The 24094-nt window shown below is 71.3% G+C and carries 19 protein-coding genes and 2 pseudogenes; 15 read left to right on the top strand and 6 right to left on the bottom strand.

Annotated features, from left to right (window positions below; genetic code table 11):
- Nucleotides 1-442 precede the first annotated feature (442 nt).
- Nucleotides 443-1183, top strand: a complete 741-nt coding sequence (locus ACFXGI_RS27490; protein WP_384711961.1) for a nucleotidyltransferase domain-containing protein — start codon at nt 443-445, stop codon at nt 1181-1183.
- 366 nt (nt 1184-1549) lie between these two features.
- On the opposite strand, the gene ACFXGI_RS27485 is transcribed toward ACFXGI_RS27490, so the two are convergent.
- A complete protein-coding gene (locus ACFXGI_RS27485) occupies nt 1550-2560 on the bottom strand; it encodes an endonuclease/exonuclease/phosphatase family protein (RefSeq protein ID WP_384712128.1) in 1011 nt (336 codons plus the stop codon).
- 494 nt (nt 2561-3054) lie between these two features.
- On the opposite strand from ACFXGI_RS27485, the gene ACFXGI_RS27480 reads away from it, so the two are divergent.
- Nucleotides 3055-3294, top strand: a complete 240-nt coding sequence (locus tag ACFXGI_RS27480) for a hypothetical protein (protein WP_384711958.1) — start codon at nt 3055-3057, stop codon at nt 3292-3294.
- A gap of 215 nt (nt 3295-3509) precedes the next feature.
- Here ACFXGI_RS27480 and ACFXGI_RS27475 read toward each other — a convergent pair whose 3' ends face one another.
- Entirely contained in the window at nt 3510-3662 is a 153-nt protein-coding gene (locus ACFXGI_RS27475; RefSeq protein WP_384711955.1) for a hypothetical protein, read from the bottom strand.
- 318 nt (nt 3663-3980) lie between these two features.
- A complete protein-coding gene (locus ACFXGI_RS27470) occupies nt 3981-4781 on the bottom strand; it encodes a DUF6585 family protein (RefSeq protein ID WP_384711952.1) in 801 nt (266 codons plus the stop codon).
- Nucleotides 4782-5132: 351 nt separating this feature from the next.
- Here ACFXGI_RS27470 and ACFXGI_RS27465 point away from each other — a divergent pair, with 351 nt between their 5' ends.
- The 5 genes and pseudogenes from ACFXGI_RS27465 (at nt 5133) to ACFXGI_RS27445 (ending at nt 10925) form a co-directional block, all read left to right on the top strand.
- Nucleotides 5133-5417, top strand: a complete 285-nt coding sequence (locus tag ACFXGI_RS27465; RefSeq protein WP_384711949.1) for a hypothetical protein — start codon at nt 5133-5135, stop codon at nt 5415-5417.
- Nucleotides 5418-5559: 142 nt separating this feature from the next.
- Nucleotides 5560-5938 (top strand): annotated as a pseudogene (locus ACFXGI_RS27460) (transposase); the annotation flags it as partial.
- 413 nt (nt 5939-6351) lie between these two features.
- Nucleotides 6352-6564 (top strand): hypothetical protein, encoded by a 213-nt coding sequence (locus tag ACFXGI_RS27455; protein WP_384711946.1) that lies wholly within the window; start codon nt 6352-6354, stop codon nt 6562-6564.
- A gap of 146 nt (nt 6565-6710) precedes the next feature.
- Entirely contained in the window at nt 6711-7526 is an 816-nt protein-coding gene (locus tag ACFXGI_RS27450) for an SAM-dependent methyltransferase (RefSeq protein WP_384711943.1), read from the top strand.
- A 1476-nt stretch (nt 7527-9002) separates the two neighbouring features.
- Nucleotides 9003-10925 carry a TcdA/TcdB catalytic glycosyltransferase domain-containing protein gene (locus tag ACFXGI_RS27445; RefSeq protein ID WP_384711940.1) on the top strand — a complete coding sequence of 641 codons (1923 nt, stop codon included), beginning with the start codon at nt 9003-9005 and terminating at the stop codon, nt 10923-10925.
- Nucleotides 10926-11083: 158 nt separating this feature from the next.
- Here the strand turns inward: ACFXGI_RS27445 and ACFXGI_RS27440 are convergent, their stop codons facing one another.
- Nucleotides 11084-13957, bottom strand: a complete 2874-nt coding sequence (locus ACFXGI_RS27440) for an AAA family ATPase (RefSeq protein WP_384711937.1) — start codon at nt 13955-13957, stop codon at nt 11084-11086.
- 301 nt (nt 13958-14258) lie between these two features.
- Between ACFXGI_RS27440 and ACFXGI_RS27435 the strand changes: the two genes are divergently transcribed.
- The 3 genes from ACFXGI_RS27435 to ACFXGI_RS27425 all read left to right on the top strand — a co-directional run bounded on the left by ACFXGI_RS27435 (nt 14259) and on the right by ACFXGI_RS27425 (nt 17952).
- Nucleotides 14259-14987, top strand: coding sequence for a response regulator transcription factor (locus ACFXGI_RS27435; protein WP_384711934.1), 729 nt, complete (start codon nt 14259-14261; stop codon nt 14985-14987).
- A gap of 164 nt (nt 14988-15151) precedes the next feature.
- Nucleotides 15152-15871 carry a DUF4255 domain-containing protein gene (locus ACFXGI_RS27430; RefSeq protein WP_384711931.1) on the top strand — a complete coding sequence of 240 codons (720 nt, stop codon included), beginning with the start codon at nt 15152-15154 and terminating at the stop codon, nt 15869-15871.
- Entirely contained in the window at nt 15868-17952 is a 2085-nt protein-coding gene (locus ACFXGI_RS27425) for an ATP-binding protein (protein ID WP_384711928.1), read from the top strand. The genes ACFXGI_RS27430 and ACFXGI_RS27425 overlap by 4 nt, the downstream gene beginning before the upstream one ends.
- Nucleotides 17953-17973: 21 nt before the next feature.
- Here the strand turns inward: ACFXGI_RS27425 and ACFXGI_RS27420 are convergent, their stop codons facing one another.
- Nucleotides 17974-19374, bottom strand: coding sequence for an RICIN domain-containing protein (locus tag ACFXGI_RS27420; RefSeq protein ID WP_384711924.1), 1401 nt, complete (start codon nt 19372-19374; stop codon nt 17974-17976).
- 553 nt (nt 19375-19927) lie between these two features.
- Here ACFXGI_RS27420 and ACFXGI_RS27415 point away from each other — a divergent pair.
- The 4 genes from ACFXGI_RS27415 (at nt 19928) to ACFXGI_RS27400 (ending at nt 22715) form a co-directional block, all read left to right on the top strand.
- Nucleotides 19928-21532, top strand: coding sequence for a phage tail sheath family protein (locus ACFXGI_RS27415; protein ID WP_384711922.1), 1605 nt, complete (start codon nt 19928-19930; stop codon nt 21530-21532).
- A gap of 72 nt (nt 21533-21604) precedes the next feature.
- Nucleotides 21605-22048 carry a phage tail protein gene (locus tag ACFXGI_RS27410; protein ID WP_030862950.1) on the top strand — a complete coding sequence of 148 codons (444 nt, stop codon included), beginning with the start codon at nt 21605-21607 and terminating at the stop codon, nt 22046-22048.
- Nucleotides 22048-22560, top strand: coding sequence for a hypothetical protein (locus tag ACFXGI_RS27405; protein WP_384711919.1), 513 nt, complete (start codon nt 22048-22050; stop codon nt 22558-22560). The genes ACFXGI_RS27410 and ACFXGI_RS27405 overlap by 1 nt, the downstream gene beginning before the upstream one ends.
- Nucleotides 22557-22715, top strand: coding sequence for a DUF6760 family protein (locus tag ACFXGI_RS27400; protein WP_187743631.1), 159 nt, complete (start codon nt 22557-22559; stop codon nt 22713-22715). The genes ACFXGI_RS27405 and ACFXGI_RS27400 overlap by 4 nt, the downstream gene beginning before the upstream one ends.
- 75 nt (nt 22716-22790) lie before the next feature.
- Here ACFXGI_RS27400 and ACFXGI_RS27395 read toward each other — a convergent pair whose 3' ends face one another.
- Nucleotides 22791-23183: a hypothetical protein gene (locus ACFXGI_RS27395; protein WP_384711911.1), complete on the bottom strand. Its 393-nt coding sequence runs from the start codon at nt 23181-23183 to the stop codon at nt 22791-22793.
- A 559-nt stretch (nt 23184-23742) separates the two neighbouring features.
- Here ACFXGI_RS27395 and ACFXGI_RS27390 point away from each other — a divergent pair.
- Nucleotides 23743-24094: pseudogene (locus ACFXGI_RS27390) on the top strand (hypothetical protein); the annotation flags it as partial.

Below are 24094 nucleotides of genomic sequence, written 5' to 3'. Positions count from 1 at the left end.
GAACACGGCATCGCACCCTGGCCCCACGCCACCGCGCACCAGCCCCGTCCTGCGCACCGAACTCGACCAAACGATCCGAGCATGGCCCGCCCCCCTGCGCGGCACCATCACACACACCGCCGGCGCCATCTGCGCCATGCCCGGCACCCAACTCGCCTGGCTCGCCGAATCCGGCCGCTACCCCGACACCCCCACCTCTCACTGAACACACACGCCCACCGGTCCAGCCCCGCACCAACGTGCACTCGGCCGCGGCAAGAACGACTCCCCCGCCGACCGCGATCGCCTTCACACCAGACAGGAGGCGTCCGGGCGCATCCGGTGCCCGTCGAACTTCTGTGATGCGCTGTTGAACAGTCCGTCGCTTCGGCATCGAGTCACTCGGACCACGCCGTGCGGAATCGACTCGCCTCTGGTCAAGGATCCTGGCACGCTGCCCCTCATGTATGCAGACCCCATCGACCAGGCGCGACGTCTCGTCCGCAGCCGCTTTCCCGATGCGCTCTCCGTGATCCTCGCCGGCTCCACGGCTACCGGACGCGCCACTGCCAGCAGCGACCTGGACATCGCGGTGCTCATCGACGATGCCGGCGTGACCTACCGGGAAACGATCCGATTCGAGGAACGGGTCGTTGAACTCTTCGTCCACACCCGAACCGGTCTCCTGGAGCTCTTCGCCGCAGACATCGCCGCACGGCGGGCGGTCCTTCAGAACATGTATGCCTCCGGTCTCGTTCTGGTCGATGCCAATGGCGAGGCCGGCCGCCTTCGCGCCCTGGCCGAAGCGGACCTTCGTGCAGGTCCGCCTGCACTGGAACCGGAGACCGTCGATACAAAACGCTACGGTCTGACGGACGCCCTGGACGACCTCACTGACGCCAGTGACCCCATCGAGCGTCTGACCGTTGCCGGGTACGTGGTCAATGCCGCCGCCGACCTGCTCTGCGACCACCATCACGCGTGGATCGGCGGCGGGAAGTGGTTGCCCCGCCGCCTGTTGGAAGCCGACCCACAGCGCGGAGCCGCCCTCCTCGAAGGACACCGCCACTTGTGCGGGTCAGGCGACCCCGCAGCACTGATCAGCGCAGCGTTGAAGGTGCTCGACCTCGTCGGCGGCCCTCTCCGCGAGGGATACCGCAGGACCTGGCACGGCACCACCGACTCGGTGGCCGCAGCGCGCTGACACAGTGTGCCAGCACCGCACCCGACAACGGACAAACGGACAACGGACAACCCCGTCCCAAACTTCCCCTCGTACGCCACCCCCGCCCGCAGCGCGGCCAGGCCGGGCGAGGCCTCGGCGGCCTGCGCCAGCATCGGCTCGACCGGCGGCCTGAGCATCGTGAGGCCTCCCTCACGGCTTTGCCCTCTTCCAGGGTCGGCCAGAGCAGCCCGCTTCGGCCCGGCGACGGCATGCGCCGCTGGTCCATACCCCTGCTCCCTCGCCGCACTGCTCGCGGCCTCCGGATGCGTCACCGTCCACCCCGCCCCCACCCGGCCCGCCAAGGCCTCCCCGTCATCCCGGCGGACCACAAGCAGGGCGGGTGGCTCAGTACCGGTAGGACGCTGCCACCGCGCGGTGGTCGCTGCCGTCTGCGGGCAGCACCCAGGAATCGGTCGGGGTCAGTCGGCCCTTGCTCAGGATGTGGTCGATCCTTACTGCCGGGAAGGCGGTCGGCCAGGTGAAGCCGAATCCGGAGCCGGCAGCCTCGTGGGCGGACGTCATCTGCTCGGCGATCGGCGCGAAGGCGCGGTCCGCCAGACTGCCGTTCAGGTCACCCATCAACAGCACCCGTTCCAGCGGCTCGGCCCTGAGCGCCGCGCTCGCCGCGGCGATGCTGCCGTCCCGCAGTTCCGCGCCGAACCCGTTACCGAAGGAGACTCGGACCGAGTCCAGATGCCCGACATAGACCGCGATCTCTCCCTTCGGAGCGGCCATCACCGACCGGAATACCGTTCCGTTGCCCTCGCCGCCCGGGCCCTTCGCTATCGCGCTGCCGGTGACCGGGTACTTCGACCAAAGCCCATCGGCGCTGATGCCGGCCACATGGTGCGGGTACACGGCGGCCAAGCCCCGCTCGTACTCGGGCAGCAGCTTCGGTTCCAGCTCCTCCAGTGCGATGAGGTCGGCGCCGGAGTCGATCAGCATCTTCACCGTGCCCGCCACATCGGTGTTGGCAGCGGCCACATTGTGCGTGACGACGGTGAGATCGCCCTTGCCGGTACTCCGGTCGCCGAGCATCCCGCCGAACATGGCAAGCCAGACGACAGTGGGGACCAGCAGCGCAACCAGCGCGGTGGCCGAACGCCGCCACAGCGCGGGCACCAGCAACACCGGGACAACCAGGCCGCACCAGGGCAGGAAGGTCTCCAGCAGCCCGGCCAGATTGCCGGGGTTGGGCAGCAGGCCGTGCAGCGCGAGGGGGAGAGCTGCGAGCACCGCCAGCCCCGCGATGATCCGGCCACGCCGCCAGGCCCCCACCCGCCACGACTTCCGCCGCATCGACCCCGGTATCGACTCCGGGACCGTCACTCGCTGCGCCTCGTCGGTTTGCACCATCAGTCCACCCCTACACCGGTTGGCATGCTTACGGGGGGATAGATACGGTCCCATCGACCGAGGTTCCTCAAACTTACGAACCAATCACTCATTTGTGCGAGCTGAACGGCGCCAGGCCGAGCGTCGCGGGCCAGCTGCAGGTCACCGCTGGCGACCACCCCGACACCTTCTACTTCGATGCCGACAACGGCTGAAGCCGCACAACGCAGGCAGGCCGCCCTCCGAGAGACCCACTTCGCACACGAGATGCTGGTGCAACTCTCCCGCGGCCAGAGAGAGCTTTCGACGGCGCAAGCTCCCACCTCCCCGATCCCACGCCCAGTACGAACTCCTGGATGAGTTCGGCGAGCATGCGGACCCGGCGGCGCGCCCCGAATCGAGTTCGAGATAACCGTTGAGAAACTCGACCGGTTCAACGAACCAACGTTGAACCGCAGCTGGGTCAAGATTTTTGGAGGACCAAGTTGAGATTCCGTCAGCACGAGGAACTTGACGTGACGACCGTCGCTGTCGCACCCTTCGGGTCGAAAGTCGGAGTGGACGGGTATGAAGACGTATTCGGGTTCATCGACCAGGTGAAACACCCGTCGTGGTGGGACGAGAACGCGGCGCCGCCCCATACCGGCGACAAGCTCCACGTCTGCGTCCTTGACCCCACCCGCGAGCCGTACCCTCGATTCAGCGCGCTGCAGGACGACATCGACATCGCCCGACGCCTGCGCGGGGAGGCCTGACCGGCCGTCCCGCTCGACAGGATGATGAGTGGTCATCCCGCGATGCTCCCCCGTCACAGCCCACCGCCCCGGGACCGTGGCACGCCAGGCGCGCTTTGAACTGACTGCTTGAGGCCGGGCCGGGCGCCCAGCTCGCCGCGTTCACCGCGCTGGGCGTGGTAGCCAGGCCGGGGCCGCTCCAGAGTTCTGGAACAGCCACCGGGCAGCAGGGTTGATCAGTCATGGACGCGGGTGCTGGCGGTGAACATGCCCGCCGCTGCGGCGATGCCCAGACCCACGGCCACGGCCGTGCCCACGCCGCCCAGGACCGCCTCCTTCTCCAGTATCCAGCGGTACCGCACGAGCGCGTGCAGCAGCGGCAGCGCCACGCCGAAAACACCACCCGGAAGCCGAACGCATGGACGCAGCCGTCCGCCAGCGCACAGCGGAGCACGACGGCGCACACCGCGGTGCGCTGGACAGCGTCTTGTGCCGTGTCCTGTGCGGGTCGATCCAGTAGCGGGAGGGCCCTGGTGACGCGCTGCCCCGGCCTCCTGCGCGGCTGATCAAGCGCGGTATCGGAGCGGGCCGGCTGCCGGTCCGCGTTCACGCCGGGTACGGCGCCATCGCGGTCGGAGCGTGTGCGCCACCAGCCCGCTCCCGTCGGGACCGGGCGGGGGACAGCTTCGGCCGGCCGGGTCTGCGGCTCAGCCTGCGGAGTGGTCAGCCTGTGCCTGCCGGGCCAGGGCGTGGAAGAGAGCCGGGCTGGGCAGTTCGCTCGCCCTGGTGTGCAGCGACTCCTTCCCCGTGGCGTCCCGGACGGCGATCCTCGATCCCGGCGATTCCACGACGGCGTCCAGTTCGCCCCATCCGACGCTCCGGCCGCCACGGTGAATCCCGGCAGCGTCGAGGGAGAGCGGGCCGAATGCGACGGTACGGCCCGCGCGCAGCTGCGCCAGGGCTCCGGGCAGCAGCTCTGCGGTGATCCGCTCGGCCGCCACCGCCATGAGGTCGCCGCCGGCTTCGAGCCCGCTCAGCATCACCTCGAAGTCGCTGTTCGAGGCGCGCAGGAAGACGGCCTTCGTCCCGGGGGACCGGGTCGGCTCCGGCCCGTCCGCGGTGACCTTCGTCGGTGGCTCGTAGGCGCGAACCCAGTACTCCGTGACCTCGCCCCAGAGCATGTGCCGCTGCCTGCCGCCGGCCCGGCCGAGGAGGCCGTTCTCGTATAACTCGACCTCGTCATAGGGCTCCTGGTCGATGGTCCGCAGGCTGTGGCGCCGGATCCACTCGAAGGCCGCACCACCGAGGACCAGCGGCAGGAGCGCGAGCGGAAGCGGCTTGCCCGCGAGGAGCATGCCCATGGTGACCGCTGCGAAGCCTGCCGTCACCACGCCCACCGTAACGTTGACGGACTTCCGCCGCCGGGCGGAGGAGGGTCCGCCCTGCCGTCCCGGCAGGAAGACCCTCTCGCGCTGCCCCAACTCTTCGGGTATTGCCTGATCGGCCATCTTTTCCCCTCCGCCTTATGCCAGTTGACTGCCAGTCGGCCTCTGCGGCCACCGTCACCAGCCATTGTCGGGGCATACGCGTGCGCAACGTGGTCGATCGTTGACAATCCGTGCGGGATGGCCGTCCCGGCCGTCACGAGGCCGGTCACGCCGACGGCGCCAGACCGGCACCTGCGGCACGACCGCATTCACCCGGTGATCTTCCGCCGCGGCGAGGCTTTCAGTGGATGCCATCTTGGATCATCGATGCGCCTATACGAGTGCCTTTCGGATCTCCCGCGAGCCAGCGACGCACGGTGGGGGTAGGTCGTATCGCACGAGGTGCCCTTGGGATCCATGAGGAGTTCAGCCATGTACGCAGTGGTTCGACGGTACAAAGGGGTCACTGATCCTGCCGAGGCGGGGCGCCGAGTGGAAGAGGGGTTCGTACCTCTCCTCCGCCAAGTGCCTGGATTCGTGGCGTACTACTGGGTTGACGCGGGCGGTGGAGTGATGCTCTCCACCAGCGTCTTTGAAGACCAGACCGGGGCCGAAGAGTCGGTCAAGAGGGCCGCTGACTTCGTACGGGACAACCTCGCGTCGCTGCTACCTGAACCTCCCCAAGTCACGTCCGGCCAGGTTGTGGCTTCCGGGTGACGGCCTTCGGAGTCGTTCCGTATCCGCGCGCCCTCCATCCCGGTGACCAGGCATTTCACGGAACTCCTTCGAGATCTGCATCAAGGTCGCTGGTGCGCACCGGCCTCCAAGGGGGCCTGCGGCCCCTCCAAGGCCTGCCCCGCGTCTCGCTCAGTGGAGCCGGGACCGGGTCTGGGCCCGGCTCCACCGTGTGATCCTCGACGAACTCGGAGCGCGAGGCGGGCTGGACCGATCGCGGTGCGCAACCGACTCCGTCAGCCTGCGGGCCGAAGGAAGGGGGGCCACTGACCAGACCGAATCCGACCGACCGTGGCAAAGCGGGATCGAAGATCCACCTGATCACCGAACGGAACGAGTCGCCGCTGGCCCTGGGTATCTCCGGCGCGAACATGCACGACAGTCAGGGCCTGGAGCCGTTTGTGCGCGGCATCCCGCCCGTCCGCTCCCTCCGCGGTACCCGGCGCCGACGGCCAGCCAAGCTGCACGCGGACAAGGGCCAGGCTGTGCGTCACCTTGCCCGACATTCTCGCGGCACCCCTCCACCGCGGCGTGTACTGGACCAGTCTGCCCCACGTCCAGGCCCTCGAAGCACGGGGCGACCAGTGGGGAACCGGCGCGGTCAGCCGGCGCGCAGCACCCGCTCGACCGCCTGCGAGGCGCTGACGGCCGGACCCGGACCGATAGGACAAGTCGAATCCAAGTAGCCCCCACAGCCCGGCCCCACAGCGGACGGCACGGCCGTCGTCGCTCGGCTCACCGCAGAGGGCCCGCAGTCCCCCGCACGCCACGAACGCACTGAAACCCAGGGCCCGAAAGACGCAAGAAGCCGGACGGGCGCAGCAAAGACCCCCTGCCACACCTCGAAAGGGGCGCATGGGTCCAGCAGCTGGCCACCCGGCGATGGGCGTCCGGGCACCCGGCTGCCGCAGGCTCGATGGTCGGTGCAGTGCTGGGCGGACTGCTGCTGGGAGCGTTCCCGGACCTCGTCCTCGTCCCCCTGCTGGCCGTGATCCCGCTCGTCTCCGCGGTCAAGCTCGCCCGACACGGCTGGCCTGACACCCCATCCGTAGGCGCGCCCCGGCACGAGGCCCACTGCTTCCGCGGGGGCGCACCAGCCCCGGCCGGCGCCCTCGACGCGTGGAACTGAGCCGAACCGGCCGCCGCTACCACTCGTTCGGCCACACCATCGGGTGGAATCCGGGACGTTCTCGGCGATCGATGCCCCAGTCGGCCTACCGGCCTGACTAGTGTCCGTTGGCCGACCGATCCCATCGAGACCGCCCGCGAGGCCCCATGTCCAGTGCAACGACCCATATCGATCCGACGAAGCCCAGCATCGCCAGGGTGTACGACGCGTTCCTCAACGGCACCGACAACTACGAAGTGGACCGCGAGGTGGTCCGGAGCGTGCAGAAGGCGGCTCCCGAGGCCGCGGACCTGGCGGTCGAGAATCGCGCCTTCTTGATCCGCGTCTGCCGCTTCCTCGCCGGGCAGACCGGCATCACCCAGTACCTGGACTGCGGGTCGGGCCTGCCGACCGCGGAGAACACCCACCAGGTGGTGCAGCGCGTCAACCCGGGCGCCCGGGTGGTCTACGTGGACAACGACCCCTTGGTGCTGGCCCACAGCCGCGCGCTACTGGACGGCAACGAGAGCGCCGTCATCGCCGCCGAGGACATCTTCGAACCGGAGAGGCTCCTCGGGAACGAACTCGTACGGTCCCACCTGGACTGGGACGAGCCGATCGCGCTGCTGCACATGGGCACGCTGCACCACTACAACGGCGAGGACACGCGCACGCGCAAAGACATCATGCGCGCCTACCTCGAGGCCCTTCCGCCCGGCTCCTACGTGGCGATCAGTCATTTCCTGGATCCGGAGGACGAGTACAGCGCGACCGCCCGGAGGATGGAGGACATGTTCCTGCACAGCATGATGGGCAGCGGCACCTTCTCCACCAGGGCCGAACTGGAGGAGCTGTTCAACGGTCTGGAGATGGTCGACCCGGGCCTGGTGCGGTGCGCAGACTGGTGGCCTGACGGCCCGCGGCTGGAGCCTCTGAGCTCAGCCCAGCGGTGCATCGCCGGCGGCGTCGCCCACAAGCCTTAGGCCATACGCCGTGCCGCGCGGAATCGGCGCCGCATCAGCCGGATCCGCGCGGCTCCGCCCTGCTGGGGCTCGCCGACCCCGGTGAGGCGCAAGCCGGTGGTCTCCTTCCTGAGGCGCGGCGGTCACAGAGCCCTTGGCACAGCCGGGGCTCCCCCGCCAGACGGGCCAGCAGCCCCGGTGGCCCGCGCCTGACGCTCGCCGCAAGCGCACGCCGAACGGCCAGCGCCGGATGCTGCGCAAAGCGGGCCCTGATCCCAGAGGGCACGGAGGAGCTCGCGGCGAGAGTCTGTACGGAGCCCAGGACAGTGATCTCCGCCATCAGTTCATCAGTCAGGTCCCGACGCGGGAACGCCACCGATCGCCGAGCCCCCGGATGCCGGAGCAGGCGCCGCACCGGGTCAGCGGGCAGGTCCTCTTGGGCTGTTGGAGCACTGGGTTCAGCATCGCGTTCCATGGAACGCTGGGTAATCCTCGGGCTGGAATACCACGCCCAAACCCGATGTGCCGTCGCGGCCGGACCAACTTGTCGTGGGCGACTCGGACACAGGTACTGGCTTGCCTACGGCGATGGCCGGCCTTTCAACGTGCCAGTACGCTGTGCACTTTGATCGATGGCGGCGGCCCGAGGTAGGAGGGCTGTGCCCATTGAGCGTCTCCGCAGGCGCACTCGACCGCCGGGCCCGCCCAGTGGCGCAGCCTCCTGCAGGGGTACGGACCGCCGCCTCCCTTTGGTGAGTAGGACGGTTAGGACCGGCTCGGCCCCGTGTAGCGGCCCATGGTCCCCGGTACCGGCCGGGCGGATCACCCACCGGCAACGGACTGGGTATGGCACATCGTGGGTCACGCCGTGGCGAGTGTGCACCAGCGCGACCAGGAGCCGGTCCATGAAGACCGGCCGGTACCCGACGCCGGCGCCAGCGGTCCGCTTCCGCGGCCTGGCCACCAGTCTTTCCTGATGCCGTTGAGGTTCATGCAACAACGGAGCTGGTCCGGCCACGAGTTCGGGAGTTGCACCGAACGATTCGCAGTCCTGCTCGGCGACATCTCGTGATAGCAATTCGTGGATGGTGGAACGCGGTCGGGTCATCGACGGAGAGAGGACGGATGGAGGGCAACCAGCAGGAGGGTGCCGCGGAGACGCAAAGGCGCACGATCTCCATGGAACCGGCGGGTGCGGTCAGGGAGCTCGCGCGGTCTGCCCCCGAGAGCGGCACCTTGGCGCGCCTGAGACTCCTCCAGCACACTGCGGGAAACGCAGCCGTGGAGAAATGGCTGCGTGCCGAAGAGGACGGTGCCGGGCCCTGATGAGGTCGCGTGGCCGGTGACCAGGCGTTCGCGACGTGTGAGGGTGGTCCTGTTGCCCGAACGTACGGTTCCCGAGGGCAACATGTCTGCACCGGTGAGGACTTCATGCCACTGCACTGCAGCGTGGACAATCAGGCGGGCAGAATCCCCCTGCGCGAAGGAGTGTGCCGCGTGCGTGCGCACGAGAAGGATGCCGGGCAAGTCGGCCGGAGGGCGCCAGGGCCGTCCCGCGCCGGCCAGGCTGTCGGACTGAACTCTCACTGGCTGAAGCATCTACAGCGACTCGCTTCCGCAGGAGGTGGAGCTTCGGCCGGGCCCGCTCCGGACAAGACCGTCGACCATGCGCAAGTGCAGCGGGCGGCCGTGGACGAAGCCCTGCGATCACCGTCGCATCCCCTGGAGCCGTCTCTGCAGCAGGAGATGGAAACACGCTACGACGGGGCGGACTTCAGTGCCGTGCAGGTCCACGACGGGACCGTCGCGCGCAAAGCGGCTGTCCTGATCGATGCCAAGGCGTTCGCCGCCGGCGGGCACATCGTCGACGGCGGTGCGATGAGCAAGAAGGACTGGGCTCACGAGCTGGCCCACACCATGGACCCGGAACCGGCTTTGGGTACGGACAACGGTGCCGGACTTGCCATCTCGCATCCGCGTGACCGGGGCGAACGTTTCGCGGAAACCGCGTCCGACCGGGCCATGGCCGAGCCTGCTCCCGTCCAGCGCGGGAGCAGGCCGCTGCCCGGCGACCGGCATCGACACGGCCCGGGGTGCACCAGCCACGAGCAGCCCATGAGCGGGCCGACGTCCGTGCAACGAGTCGCGACCGGGCGGAGCCCGGCGCGAGAGCCGCACGTCGCCACGGTGGTGCAGCGGGCCCCTGGAGAGGGGACGGCGACAGAAGAGCGTCCCGGGGAACAGGAGACCGTGGAGTCGGCACGCGGCGAGAGTCTCCAACTGCGCGACCATGAAAACACCGAACTCTACTCGGGTGACCACGATCGGCTCGTGGGATACGTGCGCCACTTGGCGGCCACGGACCGATCGGACATCTACCGACTGCTGCTCAACCGCCTGAGCGGCCGGGGTTTCGCCGCTCAGGCCGACATCGTTCAGCAGGTGTGGGGCGGGGCTGACAAGCCGCGATCGGCGCGCCGCGTCCCAGTGCCGCGGGACCTGCACTTCATCTGGCTGGGCGGCAAGCCCGGCGATGCCGTCGTGGCCAACCTGAACGCGTGGAAGGAAAACGCCGAGGACAGCAACTGGACGCTGACTCTGTGGACCGATGCGAGCAGTTCGAGGGTAAAGGCTCTCGAAAAGATCTTCGGTAACCGTCTGAAGATCCGCGCCGACAGCGACAAGCTGGTGAAGGAGAACGCGGGCGAGGAGAATTACCGGATCTACAAGGACGCCAAGAGGAAGAGCGCCCACAATCTGGCCTCCGACATCTTGCGCTACACCGTGATGAAGAAATATGGCGGGGTGTACATGGACGTCGACGTCGCACCGGGCACCGTACAGCTCAGGTCGGCGCCCGAGGTGCTGATGCACAGCGAGGAAGTTCCCCTTCTCGCCCCGCGGCTGAGGGACAAGAACAGCGTGCACACCGCGTTGGGTCGTGAGGAGACGGATCAGGATCCGACCCCCGAGGACCTCAGCGAGGCGGCCACTGCGCGCTACGGCAAGGGAGTTCTGGGCAACAACTTCATCCTGGCGCCCGGGTCGGAGTTCATGGAAGAAATCCTCAGGAACCTTCCGCAACATTTCACCGATCTGAAGGAAAAGTACGGCTCCAAGAACATCGAAGGGGATCTCGCGGGCCTGGCCTCCGACATTTCGGGCCCCGGCTACATGGAGAAGTTCCTCAAGCAGTACACCGGCCAGCATCAAGGAGTCATGGAACAGGACCACAGCACCGCCAAGGCACCCGACATGGCCATCAAAGCGGACGAGTTCCAGCACCTGTTCCCCCCGGAGGCCCTCGAGTTCTGGAAGGCGCTGGGCTGGGTCACCCCCGAGAGTGAGAACCAACTCGACGGCGGCCCCGGCATGAGCAGGACACAGTCGCTCCTGCGAACCTTGCGAGGTAAGAAGTGAGACGCCGTCGCCACCCCCACGAGAAGAAGCCCCACGGGCGGGGGTGAGCGGACGCGTCTCGGCAGGCCGTTCCCGTCCACCCTCCGTGTCCAAGGCCGATGACAGCCTCTGCGCTCACCCCTTGCGGGCCGGGCGCATCCTGCGAGACTCGGCCGCCCTCAGGACGGTTCCCGGGCACCGACGGTCGGGGGGTGGGTACGGAACAGAGTGGCGGGCAGTTCCGACCTTCGGCGTATGCCCAGTTTCCGGTAGGTGCTCGTCAAATGAGTCTCCACAGTGCGGCGGGCCAAGTGCAGGAGGTCCGCGATCTCGGTGTTCGTCCGCCCCGCCGCCGCCAGTTCGGCGATGCGGCGCTCGCTGCCGGTCAGGGCCCCCGAGCCGGTCCGCGCCGCGGCAGGGACCCGCACGCCGCCCTCCCGGAGGGCCTGCTCGGCCAGGGTGAGCAGCCGCAGGCCGCCCTTGCGTTCGGCCAGGTCTGCCGCCTCGCGCAGCCGTTCGCGGGCCTGTCCCCGTTCGCCGGCTGCGAGGAGCTGGCGGCCCTGGGCGATCAGGGCCTCCACCAGTTCCATGCCGGCGTCGGCGGGAGCATCCCTGAGGATCTCGACCGCCTCCTCGGCGAGGTGCAGTCCGCGGCGGCCGCCGGTCGCCGTGCCGAGGACGCGCAGAGCGCGACCCACGGTGCGCGGAGTGTTCCACACCCGGGCCAGCCGCAGCTCCTCGGTGGCCAGGGACAAGGCCTCCGGACCACCACCGAGCGCAAGGCGGCACTGGGCGACCGCCGTCCGCCACGGGGTGACGACCGGGCTGAGCACCTCGCGGGCGGTCTGGCGGCGGCCGCACTCCAGGAAGTCGTGGAGCGCGCCCGCCGGATCGCCGGCGGCCAGGCGTTGCACTCCCCGCGCGTAGAGGAACCGGTTCAGCTCCCATGATTCCGGGGCCCGGCTCAGGTCGAAGGCGTCGGCGAGCCGTGCGGCCTCCACGAAGCGCCCCGTGTGGACGAGTGCCATCAGCACATGGGCGTCCCGGTTGGAGGGGCCGCCGTGGGCGCGTGCGCCGACGGCCGCGCCGTCGTCGCGCACGGCGATCAGCCGGGCGACGTCACCGCGCGCCGCGGCGATGTCGGCGCGAGTGTTGAGCAGCGCGTGCTCCATGGGGTGGAGCAGGGCTGGGTGCTGGCCGACCAGACCGCGGTCCACGAGCCGTTCGGCCTCGTCGAGTTCGTCGGCCCACTCGGCGACCGCCGCCGCGGTGCCCAGCAGGAACGGCTCGGCCAGCGGGTCGGAGGGCTGTGCGAGCAGGGCCCGTACGCGGGTCATGGCCTCGCCGGCCGAGATCAGACCGGCCGTCGCCTCGTAGCGCACCAGCAGGGCACGGCTGGCGGTGCCGACGAGTTCCGGCGCGTGTACGCCGCTCTCACAGAGCCTGCGGTAGGTCTCCTGACGGGTCGAGAGGTCGGAGTCGGCCAGTAGCGCGGTGGCGGTCCGCACGGTCCGGGTGAGTCCCGGATGTCCGTCCAGGCTGTCCTCCGTGCGCCGCAGTACCTCCAGAGCCGTGGTGACCTCGCCGCGGCCGACCAGGGCCGTGCCGAGGGCAACGGCCGCGCGCACCCGGTCACGAGGGGCGGCCGGCAGGTGCTGTGCCTCCGCAAGACGTGCGATGGCGACCGCGCCGTCGGCCGAGGCGTACTCCAGCGAACCCAGCTCGGTGAGCAGTTGCTGGCGCCGGTCGTCGGAGAGCGGTTCGTCCAAGGCGCGGCGCAGATAGCCTGCGGCGTCGCCGGGGCGGGCGTCGTGCACCGCGGCCGTCGCCGCGTCGCGCAGCACGCGCAGTGCCCAGGGCAGTCCGACGCCCCGCGTGCGCAGCAGATGGGCGGCGACCGCCTCGGCGCGTTCGCCGCGTCGCAGCATCGTCTCTGCCGCCACCCGGTGCGCCGCCTCGCGTCGTGACGTCGGCCAGCCGGTCAGCACGGCGTCCCGCAGCAGCCGGTGGGCGAAGCGGGGCAGGCCGGCCGGGTCCGGGCGCAGGATTCCGATGCGGGTCATCGCGGTGAGCCAGCCGGCGGCCCGTGCGGGATCCGCCCCGGCCGCTTCGGCGAGTACCCCGGCCACGTCCGTGCCCACCCGGACGCCCGTGCCGCGTCCGGTGCGGCTTCCTGCCGCTCCCCCCGTCCCGTCTGCCTCGTGTGTCTGCCGGGGCCAGGCCTCCTCCAGTGCCGCCAGGCAGCGGGCCACCTCGGCCGTCGCCGCACCCGCACTGTTCAGCCACCACGAAACCGCCGCCGGATAGCTCCCGGGATAGAGCGCGGCGCAGGTGTCCGGCAGAGGCGGGACCGCCGCCGCTGCGGGGCCGGGCGCCCGCGGGCCGCCGAGGTCGTCGAGCAGGGCGTGGAGCAGCATCGGGCTGCCGGCGCCCACCCGTACGCATTCGGCCGTCCAGTGGGGTCCGGCTGCCGGGAAGGCGACCCGGACGAGCTCCGTGGCGGCCGCGTCGCCGAGCGGCTCGATCGTGTGGGTCCGGACGAGGGACGCAGGCAGGGACTGCGCGAGGCCAGGGGGCCGGGCCTCGATGTCGTACTGACTGCGTTCGCTCACCACGAGCAGCACCGGTAATCGGTCGATGCGGCGGGCCGCTTCCCGCAGCCAGCGGCGTGACGCGGCATCGGCAAGATGGACGTCGTCGACCGCGAGCAGGAGCGGGCCCTCGGCCGCATAGGCACGCAGCAGCCTCCACAGCCGGGCCGCGCTCCCCCGGTCGTCGCCGTCCGGTGCGAGGTCGGAGAAGTCCCGTACCAGACCCAGGAGTTGCAGCACCGCGGAGAACTGCGCCCCGGTGTCCTCCGGCGAGCAGCGGGCCCACAGCACCCGCAGGCCCAGGTCCTCGGCGTCCCGGACGGCGGTCTCCAGCATGGAGGTGCGGCCGGTGCCGGAGGCTCCCTGGAGCAGCACCAGGCGGCCTGAACCGAAGCGGGCCCGCTCCGCCTCTGCCGCGAGCAGCGCCCGGGTCACGTCGCGTTCGAGCAGCGGACCGGTCATCAGCGGCTCCTGTGGTGGAAGGTGTGCTTTCACGCCGGGTGAGATGGCGGAATCCTCACCGGCGTGGTCTGGAGTGGCGTACCTCACTGCGGTCACCCGGAGCTGCCCGATGCTGTCGGTGTCCGCTGTGAACTGCGGTGACGTGCGCGGGGGCGGCCGATCTCGTGGTGGTCTCCGGCACGGCCTCGTGGTACGGCTCGTGGTCCTCCACGATTGCGGTCCCTGCGGCGGCCGCAGAAGGGTTGAAGCTCATCCGCCACCGGCCCGCACTCCGCGGCGGGCCGCTGAACAGGGGAATCGGTTGCTCAGCTCACCCCGCACCACGACCACGTCCTCTCCCGGCCCGTCCTCTCCCGGCATGTCCTCTCCTACCACGGGCCGGAACATCGCGGTCCGGACCGCCGGCTCCGTGGACCGGCGCGTCCCCGTGACGGTGTCCGCCACCGACCCCATCAGCCGTGAGGGCGCGGCCGGCCAGTTGCGCAGACACCCGGAGGTCGAGCTGCGCGAGGAGTCCGGCCCGGGCACGGTGGCCCTGCTCGTCGTGGACACGCTCGACGAGGCGGCTCTGGTCCGGCTGCGCCGGATCGTGCGCAGCGAGGGGGCGCGTGCCGTGCTCGTGGTGGGCGCGATGCGGGAGAGCGAGCTGCTGGACGCGGTGGAGTGCGGTGTCGGCGCGATCGTCTGGCGCCACGAGGCCACTGCCGAGCGGCTGGTGCAAGCGGTACTGGCCGCGTCCCGCGGTGAAGGTGACCTGCCCGCCGATCTGCTCGGCCGACTCATCCAGCAGGTGGCCACGCTGCACCGGGGTACGGCGGGCCGGACCGACATGCCGGCCTTCGGGCTGACGTCCCGTGAGGTGGACGTACTGCGCCTGGTCTCCGAGGGCTTCGACACCGGCGAGATCGCGGGCAAGCTGGCCTACTCCGAACGGACCGTCAAGAACGTCGTGCACGGCCTCACCACACGGCTTCAGCTGCGCAATCGGGCGCACGCCGTGGCTTTTGCCCTTCGGGAAGGCTACATCTGACCGTCCGGGCAGTCGAAAGCGGCGGGGCGTGTCCGCGGGGGCAGGGAGGACTGCCCGGCGGTCGTCCCCCATGGCCCTGCGGCCCGCAAGGCGCCCGGGTGACGATCGGCGGTGGACGACGGACCGGGAGGGAACGGCCGTGCGGGCAGAGCGGGAGCGCAGGCGTGATCCACGAGGTGGACGAGGTACTCAAGGGCCTGCTCGGCGGCGGGGCGTTGACGGGGTCGGGCATCGAGGTGTCCTTCGAGGCACCGACCCGCGACTGGGCGGCGCGGCGCAACGCCCCCGTGGTCAACACCTACCTGTACGACATCCGGGAGGACGTGGCCCGGCGTCAGCGCGGCCACGTGGCGGTACGGGACGAGCGCGATGTGGTCGTGCGGCGGAGTCAGCCGCCGCGCTGGTTCCGGCTGTCGTACCTGGTGACGGCGTGGACGAAGACACCGCAGGACGAGCACCGGCTGCTGTCCGCCGTACTCGCGACGCTACTGCCCCGTGAGGTGCTGCCGCCGGACGAACTGCCGGGTTCCCTGCGGGCGCTGAGTCTGTCCGTACCGCTGACGGTGGCGGGCATCCAGACGGAATCGCGGTCGCTCGCCGAGATCTGGTCCGCGCTCGGCGGCGAGCTGAAGCCGTCCCTCGACCTGGTGGTGACCGCGCCCTTCCCGGCCTTCCCGGAGTACGACGCGGGGCCTCCCGTCACCGAGGGCGCGATGGTCCGGGTGAGCGGTGTGGACGGCAACCCGGCGGTGTCCGAGGGCCGTTCGCACCGTCCCCACCAGGTGGCGGCCGCCCGGGCGGCTCGGGCCGCCCGCAAGGACGCGGCCTCCAACGAGAACGCGGCTTCCCGCCAGGAGGTCCCCCGCCGCCCGGACGCGCCGTGAGCGCCCCGTACGTCTCGGCGCCGGGTCCGGAGACGACGGCCACCGGGGCACCGCAGGATGCCGTCGACGACCCCGCCCGCGCGCTGCTCGCCCGTCTCGGCGGGCTGCGCGCGCGGGTGTCCGAGCTCGTCGAACGGCGGGCCGACGGAGATCCCACGGCCGACGACCCCCTGCGTGGCCTGTACCTGTCCGACGGCGCGGTGCGCCACCTCCTGCACACCTGGCCGGTGGTGACGGACGACGGAACGGGATCCGGCACCGCCGCCGCCATCAGCACTACCGGGGCCGGCACCGGAACCGATGGCGCGACCGGCCATGCCGACCGGCTGGCCCGGCTGGCCGCGCGGGCGGGCCTCACCGAACTCGACGTCGCCGTCGTGCTCACCGCCCTCGCACCCGACGTCGACCGAACCTTCGAGCCGCTCTACGGCTACCTCAACGACGACGTGAGCAGACGCCGGGCCACCGTCGGCCTCGCCCTCGACCTGTGCGGGGTGCCCGCGCACTCCGCCCCGGCCCGGGCCCGGCTGCACGCCGGCGCACCCCTCGCGGCTCTCGGTCTGCTGGAGGTCGAGGATCCCGAACGCCCCTTTCTGACGCGCTCACTGCGCGTGCCCGACCGACTCATCGGGCATCTCCTCGGCGACGACACGCCGGACACCGCACTGCTCGGCCTGCTGCGCCCGATGCCGGAGCCGCTGCCCCCCGACACGGCCGCCGAGCGGTTCACCCACAGGCTCGCGACCCTCCTGGAGTCCGGCACCGCCACCGTCTACCTGCGGGAACAGCGTGAGGGCGACGGCCTGGCCGCGTACGCCACCGCCCTGCGCGCCGCGGGCCTGGACGCGCTGTGCTGCGCCGTACCCGGTGAGCACGTGGCCGAGTTGCTGCGCGAGGCGCGCCTCAGCGGCCGGGCTGTCGTCGTCCCCGCGCTGCCCGAGCGGCCCGGCCCACTGGTGCGGGCGCTCGCCGCGGCGCCGGACGTGACCGTACTGCTGGCCGATCCCCGTCCCTACGATCCCCACTGGTGCCCCGAGGACCCCCTGGTCCTGGACGCGCCGGCCCGCCGGGACGGTGGGACGGCCGCCTGGCTGGCCGCGCTGGGCGCGGATGGCGCCGGCTTCGACCTGGCCTCGACGGTGGCCCCCTACCGCCTCGGCGGGGACCGCGTGCGGCGGGCCGCGCAGGCCGCACGCGAACTGGCCGCCTTCGACGGCGGTCCGGTCACCGCCGCCCATGTGCGGCGCGCCGCGCGCCGCCAGTCGGTCTCGGGGCTGGAGAGCCGTACCCGCCGCATCCGGCCAGCCGTGGACTGGGGGGACCTGGTGCTGCCCGAAGGGCCCCTCGGGCAGCTGCGCGAACTGGCCCTGCGGGCCCGCCACCGCGACCGCGTGCTGGGCGACTGGCGGCTCAGCGCGGGCGGCGGGCGCGGCCGGGGCGTCGTCGGCCTGTTCGCCGGGGAGTCGGGCACTGGCAAGACGCTGTCGGCGGAGGTCGTCGCGGCCGACCTGGGGCTCGATCTGTACGTGGTCCAGCTGTCCTCGGTCGTGGACAAGTACGTCGGCGAGACGGAGAAGAACCTGGAGGGGATCTTCACGGAGGCGGACCGCACCGACGCGGTACTGCTCTTCGACGAGGCCGACGCCGTCTTCGGCAAACGCTCCGAGGTCAGGGGCGCGCACGACCGCTACGCCAATCTGGAGAGCGCCTACCTGCTCCAGCGGCTGGAGTCGTTCGGCGGCATCGCGCTGCTGACCACGAACCTGCGCGCGAACATCGACGAGGCGTTCACGCGGCGGCTGGACCTGGTGGTCGACTTCCCGTTCCCGGACGCCGGGCAGCGCCTCGCGCTGTGGCGGCACGGGCTGGCGCACGTGCCGTCCGCCGAAGGCATCGACGCGGCCCCGCTGGCCCGGGACTTCGAGCTGGCGGGCGGGTCCATCCGCAGCGCGGTGGTCACCGCCGCCTATCGCGCCGCCGGGCGCGGCGGCGAGGTGACGTCGGACGACCTCCTGGAGGGCGCCCGACGCGAGTACCGCAAGGCGGGGCGGCTGGTGACCCGGTCACCCGGGCCCGGGTGACCGGGCCGGCCGCCGCAGGCCTCAGTCGCTCTTGGGGTGGACGATCTTCCACTCCTGGTTGCCGGTGTTGGTGCAGTCGGAGATGTTCAGCCGGTCCCCGACGCTGGCCCCGCCGTTCACGTTGAGGCACCTGCTGTTGCTGGCGTAGTTGCGGATCCAGTAGTCGCCGCTGTCCTGCTTGTCGATCCACCACAGCTGGTTGTCCGCGGTGGTGCCGTCGCAGTGGAACTCGCCGATGCCGGTTCCCACGGGCCGGGCGCCGTACTCACCGAGGTCCATGCAGAACTGGTCCTTGACGTTGCGGATCTGGAAGAGCGGCTTACCGCCGGGGCCGAGCTTGGGGTACTTCACCTCCAGGTTCCAGAGCTGGTTGTCCCCGTCGGTGCCGTCGCAGTCGCTCTGCTGGACCGCCATGTTGATCTGGCCCTTGTCGCGGCCCGGCAGTTCGGCGCACCTCCTGGTGGCGGCATTGCGCAGCAGCACCCTTTCGGCCGGCACCACGGGCGGCGGTCCCGCGGGCTTCTGGGACTGTCCTCCCCCGCCGCCCTCCTCCTTGGGCTTGTCGGACTTCGCCGGTGCGGGTTCGGCGCTGGGCGACGGCGACGGCGGGGGCGGTGGGGAGAGAGCCGGAGTGGCCGGGAGGACGGCGCCCGCCTGCTCGGTCGCCTCGGTGGCCTGGCTGCGGACCTGCGGCTTGTATGCGATCCAGATCATCACTGAGGCGATGGCCATGGCCAGGAAGAGCCCGAAGAACGTGGCCAGCCAGCGGGGGAGGAAGCCGCGCTGGACGTACGTCCCCTCGACTTCCAACGGCTCGATGCCGGAGCGGCGCACGGCGAGCGTGTAGGGCCGCTCCTCCTTCGAGCCGAACCAGATGATCTGCCGGGACCGCAGGGTCGTGTCGACGAACGCCGCTCGCCCCGGCTCGATCTGGACGTTCCCGGGGCGGATCTCGTACGTGAGGTGGTCTCCGTTGTCGCTGCCCGTGACCGATGCCGTCACCTTGGTGTTGCCGAGGTTGTCGACCGCCAGTTTCGGGCGCCCGCGGAAGCGGCCCTTGACGGTCGGTGGTACGAGTTCCGCGCGCACCTCGGTGAACGGGGTGATCGTCAGGTTCCCCTCCGGCACGGTCACGGCGTCGGGATGCTCGGTCGGCGTGATCCGGACCGCGTACGGGTTGGGCCCCGCCGTGGCATCAGGGGTCCGGGGCGGCGCGAACGTCAGCTCGACCGTACCGGTGGTGCCCGGGTACAACCGCAAGGTCGCCGGTTCCACCGTCGTCCAGGGCGCCACGTCGCCGACGGGCTCGAAATGGTATTCGTCCACCACGTCGCCGGTGTTGCGCACGCGCAGGCGCACGCGCGCACTGCTGCCGGGGTCGACGGTGACTGAGGCGGGTTCCAGGGAAGTCCAGAGGCTCACCCCCGGCACGCTAACCGCGCCGCCGCCGGCGGTCAGGAGTCGCGGGGGCAGACCTGGTTGCCCCGACGTACCCGCCCCGCGTCCGCCCCGGGGCGGCGGTTCCCCGGTCTTGTGTGCATACGGCACGAGCTTTTCCTTCAGGGGGAGACCGACCCGGCCCGTATCGGAGGCGGGGCGTCGGCGCCCCCGTCGGCCAGGCGATCTGCACGCCCCGGGCGTCCAGGCCGGCCTGGACGCGCCGTACGGCATTCGGCTGACGACGGGTCCGCTCACCGTGCGCGCGCACGGCGCTCCCTCACGACTCGTCCCGGCGGCTGACCGTCCGCCCTTACCCGAGCCCCCGCCCGCCCCGCAGGTCCGCGGGGGCAGACCTCGGGGCAATCGGGCCGGCCCGTGCGGCCGGGCCCGTCGCCGGGTGCCCCGGGGCCTGCCCCTCCGGGCAGCGGCGGGGGCAGCGGCGGTGCCCCCGGTCGGGTACCGGGGGACGTTCCGGCGGGCGCGACGCGCGCGCCACAGTGTGGGTGTCCTGTCTCGTACCGGAGGAGAGCAGAGCATGCCGTCCTATCTGTCGCCCGGCGTCTACGTCGAGGAGGTGGCCAGCGGTTCGCGCCCCATCGAGGGAGTCGGCACGTCTGTGGCCGCCTTCGTCGGTCTGGCGTCGACCGGCCCGCTGAACGAGCCGACGCTGGTGACCAACTGGACCCAGTACGTCGCGGCCTTCGGCGACTTCACCGACGGCTACTACCTCGCCCACTCCGTCTACGGGTTCTTCAACAACGGCGGTTCGGCGGCGTATGTCGTGCGCGTCGGCGGCTCCGCCGAGGACGCCGCCGGGCAGGGGCAGGCGTCCGCGCCCGCCGCGGTCACCGATGCTGCCGCCCCGTCCGCGCTGCCCGCCGCCGAGCCCCGCCGGCTCGGTGCCTTCGCCGTGGCCGTCACCGCGCAGGGCCGCGGCGGCGCGCTGTCCGTCGAGGTCGCCGACGCCGAGGGCGAGGGGCCCGCCGAACGCTTCAAGCTGATCGTCAAGGACGGCGACGAGCCGGTCGAGACCTTCGACGTGACCGCGAAGAAGGGCAGCCGTGCCTACGTCGTCACGCAGGTCAAGGAGCGTTCCAAGCTCATCGCCGTGACCGAGGCCGCGCCGGCCGCGCAGCCGGCCCGCCCGGAGAACCAGACCGTGGTACTGCCGGCGCCGCCGCCCGCGTCCTCGACGCCCAGCGCCCCGGCCGGCCGTACCGAGGGCTCTCACCCCGGCCCGGCGCAGTACCTGGGCGATTCCGCCGACCGCACGGGCTTCGGCGGCCTGGAGGCCGTCGACGAGATCTCCATGGTCGCCGTGCCCGACCTGATGGCCGCGTACCAGCGTGGCGCGATCGACCTGGACGCCGTGAAGGCGGTCCAGCTCGGGCTGATCGCGCACTGCGAGCTGATGGGCGACCGGGTCGCGATCATCGACCCGCCGCCCGGCCTGAACGCCCGCGACATCCGGGTCTGGCGCCAGGAAACGGCCAACTACGACTCCAAGTACGCCGCGTTGTACTACCCCTGGATCAAGTCCTTCGACCCGGCAACCGGGCAGTCGCGCCTGGTGCCGCCGAGTGGTCACGTCGCCGGCGTCTGGGCTCGCAACGACTCCGAGCGCGGTGTGCACAAGGCCCCTGCCAATGAGGTCGTCCGCGGCGCCGTCGACCTCGAGCTCCAGATCACCCGCGGCGAGCAGGACCTGCTCAACCCGATCGGCGTGAACTGCATCCGGGCCTTCCCCGGCCGCGGCATCCGCATCTGGGGCGCCCGCACCCTCTCCTCCGACCCCGCGTGGCGCTACCTGAACATCCGCCGGTACTTCAACTACCTGGAGGAGTCGATCCTGATCGGCACCCAGTGGGTGGTGTTCGAGCCGAACGACCACAACCTCTGGGCGCGCATCCGCCGCAACGTCTCCGCGTTCCTGGTCAACGAGTGGCGCAACGGCGCCCTGTTCGGGCAGAGCCCCGAGCAGGCGTACTACGTCAAGTGTGACGAGGAGACGAACCCGCCGGAGTCGGTCGACCTCGGCCGGGTCATCTGCGAGATCGGCATCGCGCCGGTCAAGCCCGCCGAGTTCGTGATCTTCCGGCTGGCGCAGTTCTCCAGCGGCAACGGGGAACTGGAGGAGTAACCGGGCGCGGGGCCCGCCTCCGCCTCCGTCGCCTCCCCCTGCCCCTCCTCCCTTCAGAAGGACAGCGAACACATGAGTCTCCAGCCGGGTGACGCCCTCACGTCACACAACTTCGGCCTCCAGATCGACGGAGTGATGGTCGAGTACCTCGCCGAGGTCAGCGGTCTCACCCTCGAACAGGACGTCATCACCTACCAGCAGAACAGCTCGCAGGGCCGTGCAGAGGTGGCGCTTCTGCCGGGCGTGAAGAAGAACGGCCAGTGCACGGTCGTGCGCGGCATGACCCAATCGACGTCGTTCACCCAGTGGATCAACGACTCGATCCGCGGCCAGATGAGCACGGCCCGCAAGAACGCCTCCATCATCATGATGGACTACCAGGACAACCCGGTGAAGCGCTACAACCTGCGCAACGCCTGGTGCAGCAAGATCGAGACGAGCACGGTGAAGGCCGGCGAGGCGGCGGCGCTGACCGAGTCCGTCACCATCGTGTTCGAAGAACTGGTCATCGAATAATGCGGCGTTCGGCTGCCAGGGCTCCGGGTTCCGCGGTGCCCCAGACCGCGGCGGCGGGGGCGGATCTCCCCCACCCGGCCCCCGCCGCCGCAACGGACCACGCACCCGCCGGCCCTCCGGCCGACCCGGCGCCGCGGCAGTCGCTGCGCACCGAGTTCCCCTTCGAGCTGCCGCGCGGCTACGTCGACGACGCGGGCACCGTGCACCGTGACGGTGTCATGCGGCTGTCCACGGCGCGCGACGAGCTGGTCCCGCTGCGGGACGTGCGCGTGCAGGAGAACCCGGCGTACCTCTCGGTGGTGCTGCTCGGCCGGGTCATCACCCGGCTGGGCGCGCTCCCTATGGTGCACGACGGGATCGTGGAGAACATGTTCGCGTCCGACCTGGCGTTCCTCCAGGACTTCTACCGCCAGATCAACGCGGAGGGCCACACCCGCGCGGCCGTGCAGTGCCCGCACTGCTCGGAGCCCTTCGAGGTGGAACTCGGCGGGAGCCGCCTGGGGGAATCGTGACGTACGCGACCGACCGGCTGCACGAGGAGATCGCGTACGTCGCCTACCACTTCCACTGGGGCCTGGACGCGATCCTGGACCTGGAGCACCAGGACCGGCGCCGGTACACCGAGCAGATCGCGTCCCTCGTGACGCGCGGCGCGACGGAGGGCTGAGCAGGTGGCATTCCTGGACCGGCTGCGGGGGCGGCGCGGCGACGCCGGCGCCGCTGCGTCCCACGGCTCCCCGGCTCAGGGCTCGGGGGCTGCGGAGGCCACCGGGAGCACGGCTCCCCCGGCTCCCCCAACCTCCGCGGCACCCGTGGCCTCAGTGGCCGTCGCCGCCTGGGCCGGCCTTCCGCCGCTGCGGCGTACGGCGGGCAACGGCCCGGCGGGCGTCGCGGACACCGGGTTCGGCGGGCGACTGACGACCTGGCAGGACCCGTCGTTCACGCGGGCGCCCTCCCCCGCGGTCCTGGACCCCGCGGCGGCCAGCAGCCTGCTGTCGGGCACGCCGACCGGGTTCGCCCGCCCGGTCTCGGGACTCGAACGGCCCGCTCCGGACCTGCCGTCGGGCCGTTCGTCCGGCATGCCCGCTGTGCCGGGCATGCCGGTGGCGCCGCTCCGGGCGATCCAGACCGGCATGCAGTCCCCCGCGGCGACCGGGATCCCCTCGATGCGCGCGGGGGCCCGGCCCGCCGCGTCCGTACCGGCGGTGCCCGTGACCCCGGGGCCTGCGGTGCCTCCCGTGCAGCGTGCGCGTGCCGACCGGCCCTCGCGGACGGGAAGTCAACCACCCCTGTCGACACGAGACTTGACGTCGACACTGGCGGGAACGGCGAATCGCGGTGTCCAGGTGAGGCCCGTGCCACCGTCTTCTTCGCCTCGGGCGCGGCAGCCCCTGACCAAGGCTCCGGCTGCGCCCTCGACCGCCCCGCGGGTCCTGCCGGCGACGCACCGGACCGCTCCTGCCGTCCCGGCGGCCACGCCGGCCGCACCGCGCCCGGCGTCCCTGCCTGCGGATGCGGATGCCGACCGGGACGGCCCCGGCCCGTCCGCCTCCGCTGCCCCGAACTCCGCACCGGCCGCTGAACAGCGGGCTGCGGTTCCCACGTCCACACAGGACGGTCGGGGCGGGAACACCCCGCCCCGACCTCCGGCCGCCAGGCGTACGGGGCTTGGCGCACCGATACAGCGAGCTGCGGTGCGCCGTCCCGAGGATTCCGAGCCGCATATCGACGTGCCGGGCGAGTCGGGCGCACCGGCATTCGAGCCGGCGCCCACGGTGAGGGGTGCGCTGCCGCCCGCGAAGGCGCCGCGCACGGACACGCCCGGCATCGCCCCGCAGCGCCAAAGCGCGAAGCCGAAGGGGGCCGCCACGAACCCGTCCGACGCCGGGTCACCCACGACCAACACCCCTGTCCCCACACGGGCGGTGACGGCAGCCGCTTCCGGAATCGGTACGCCCGTCCAGCGAGCGGTACCCACCGCGAGCGCGCCGCGCACGGACACACCCGGCAGCCCCCCGCAGCGCGACCTGGCGAAGCCCAAGGGGA

This window comes from Streptomyces sp. NPDC059355 (assembly GCF_042752335.1).
Classification (GTDB): Bacteria; Actinomycetota; Actinomycetes; order Streptomycetales; family Streptomycetaceae; genus Streptomyces.
The sequence above is the reverse complement of the archived record's forward strand: the minus strand, read 5'-3'. Positions and strand labels throughout refer to the sequence as shown.

Excerpts from the sequence above, each read along its gene's own strand:
- ACFXGI_RS27490 (WP_384711961.1), top strand. The coding sequence starts at position 443 with ATGTATGCAGACCCCATCGACCAGGCGCGACGTCTCGTCCGCAGCCGC.
- ACFXGI_RS27485 (WP_384712128.1), bottom strand. The coding sequence starts at position 2,560 with ATGGTGCAAACCGACGAGGCGCAGCGAGTGACGGTCCCGGAGTCGATA.
- ACFXGI_RS27470 (WP_384711952.1), bottom strand. The coding sequence starts at position 4,781 with ATGGCCGATCAGGCAATACCCGAAGAGTTGGGGCAGCGCGAGAGGGTC.
- ACFXGI_RS27465 (WP_384711949.1), top strand. The coding sequence starts at position 5,133 with ATGTACGCAGTGGTTCGACGGTACAAAGGGGTCACTGATCCTGCCGAG.
- ACFXGI_RS27455 (WP_384711946.1), top strand. The coding sequence starts at position 6,352 with ATGGTCGGTGCAGTGCTGGGCGGACTGCTGCTGGGAGCGTTCCCGGAC.
- ACFXGI_RS27450 (WP_384711943.1), top strand. The coding sequence starts at position 6,711 with ATGTCCAGTGCAACGACCCATATCGATCCGACGAAGCCCAGCATCGCC.
- ACFXGI_RS27440 (WP_384711937.1), bottom strand. The coding sequence starts at position 13,957 with ATGACCGGTCCGCTGCTCGAACGCGACGTGACCCGGGCGCTGCTCGCG.
- ACFXGI_RS27415 (WP_384711922.1), top strand. The coding sequence starts at position 19,928 with ATGCCGTCCTATCTGTCGCCCGGCGTCTACGTCGAGGAGGTGGCCAGC.
- ACFXGI_RS27410 (WP_030862950.1), top strand. The coding sequence starts at position 21,605 with ATGAGTCTCCAGCCGGGTGACGCCCTCACGTCACACAACTTCGGCCTC.
- ACFXGI_RS27405 (WP_384711919.1), top strand. The coding sequence starts at position 22,048 with ATGCGGCGTTCGGCTGCCAGGGCTCCGGGTTCCGCGGTGCCCCAGACC.
- ACFXGI_RS27395 (WP_384711911.1), bottom strand. The coding sequence starts at position 23,183 with ATGCCGGTCTGGATCGCCCGGAGCGGCGCCACCGGCATGCCCGGCACA.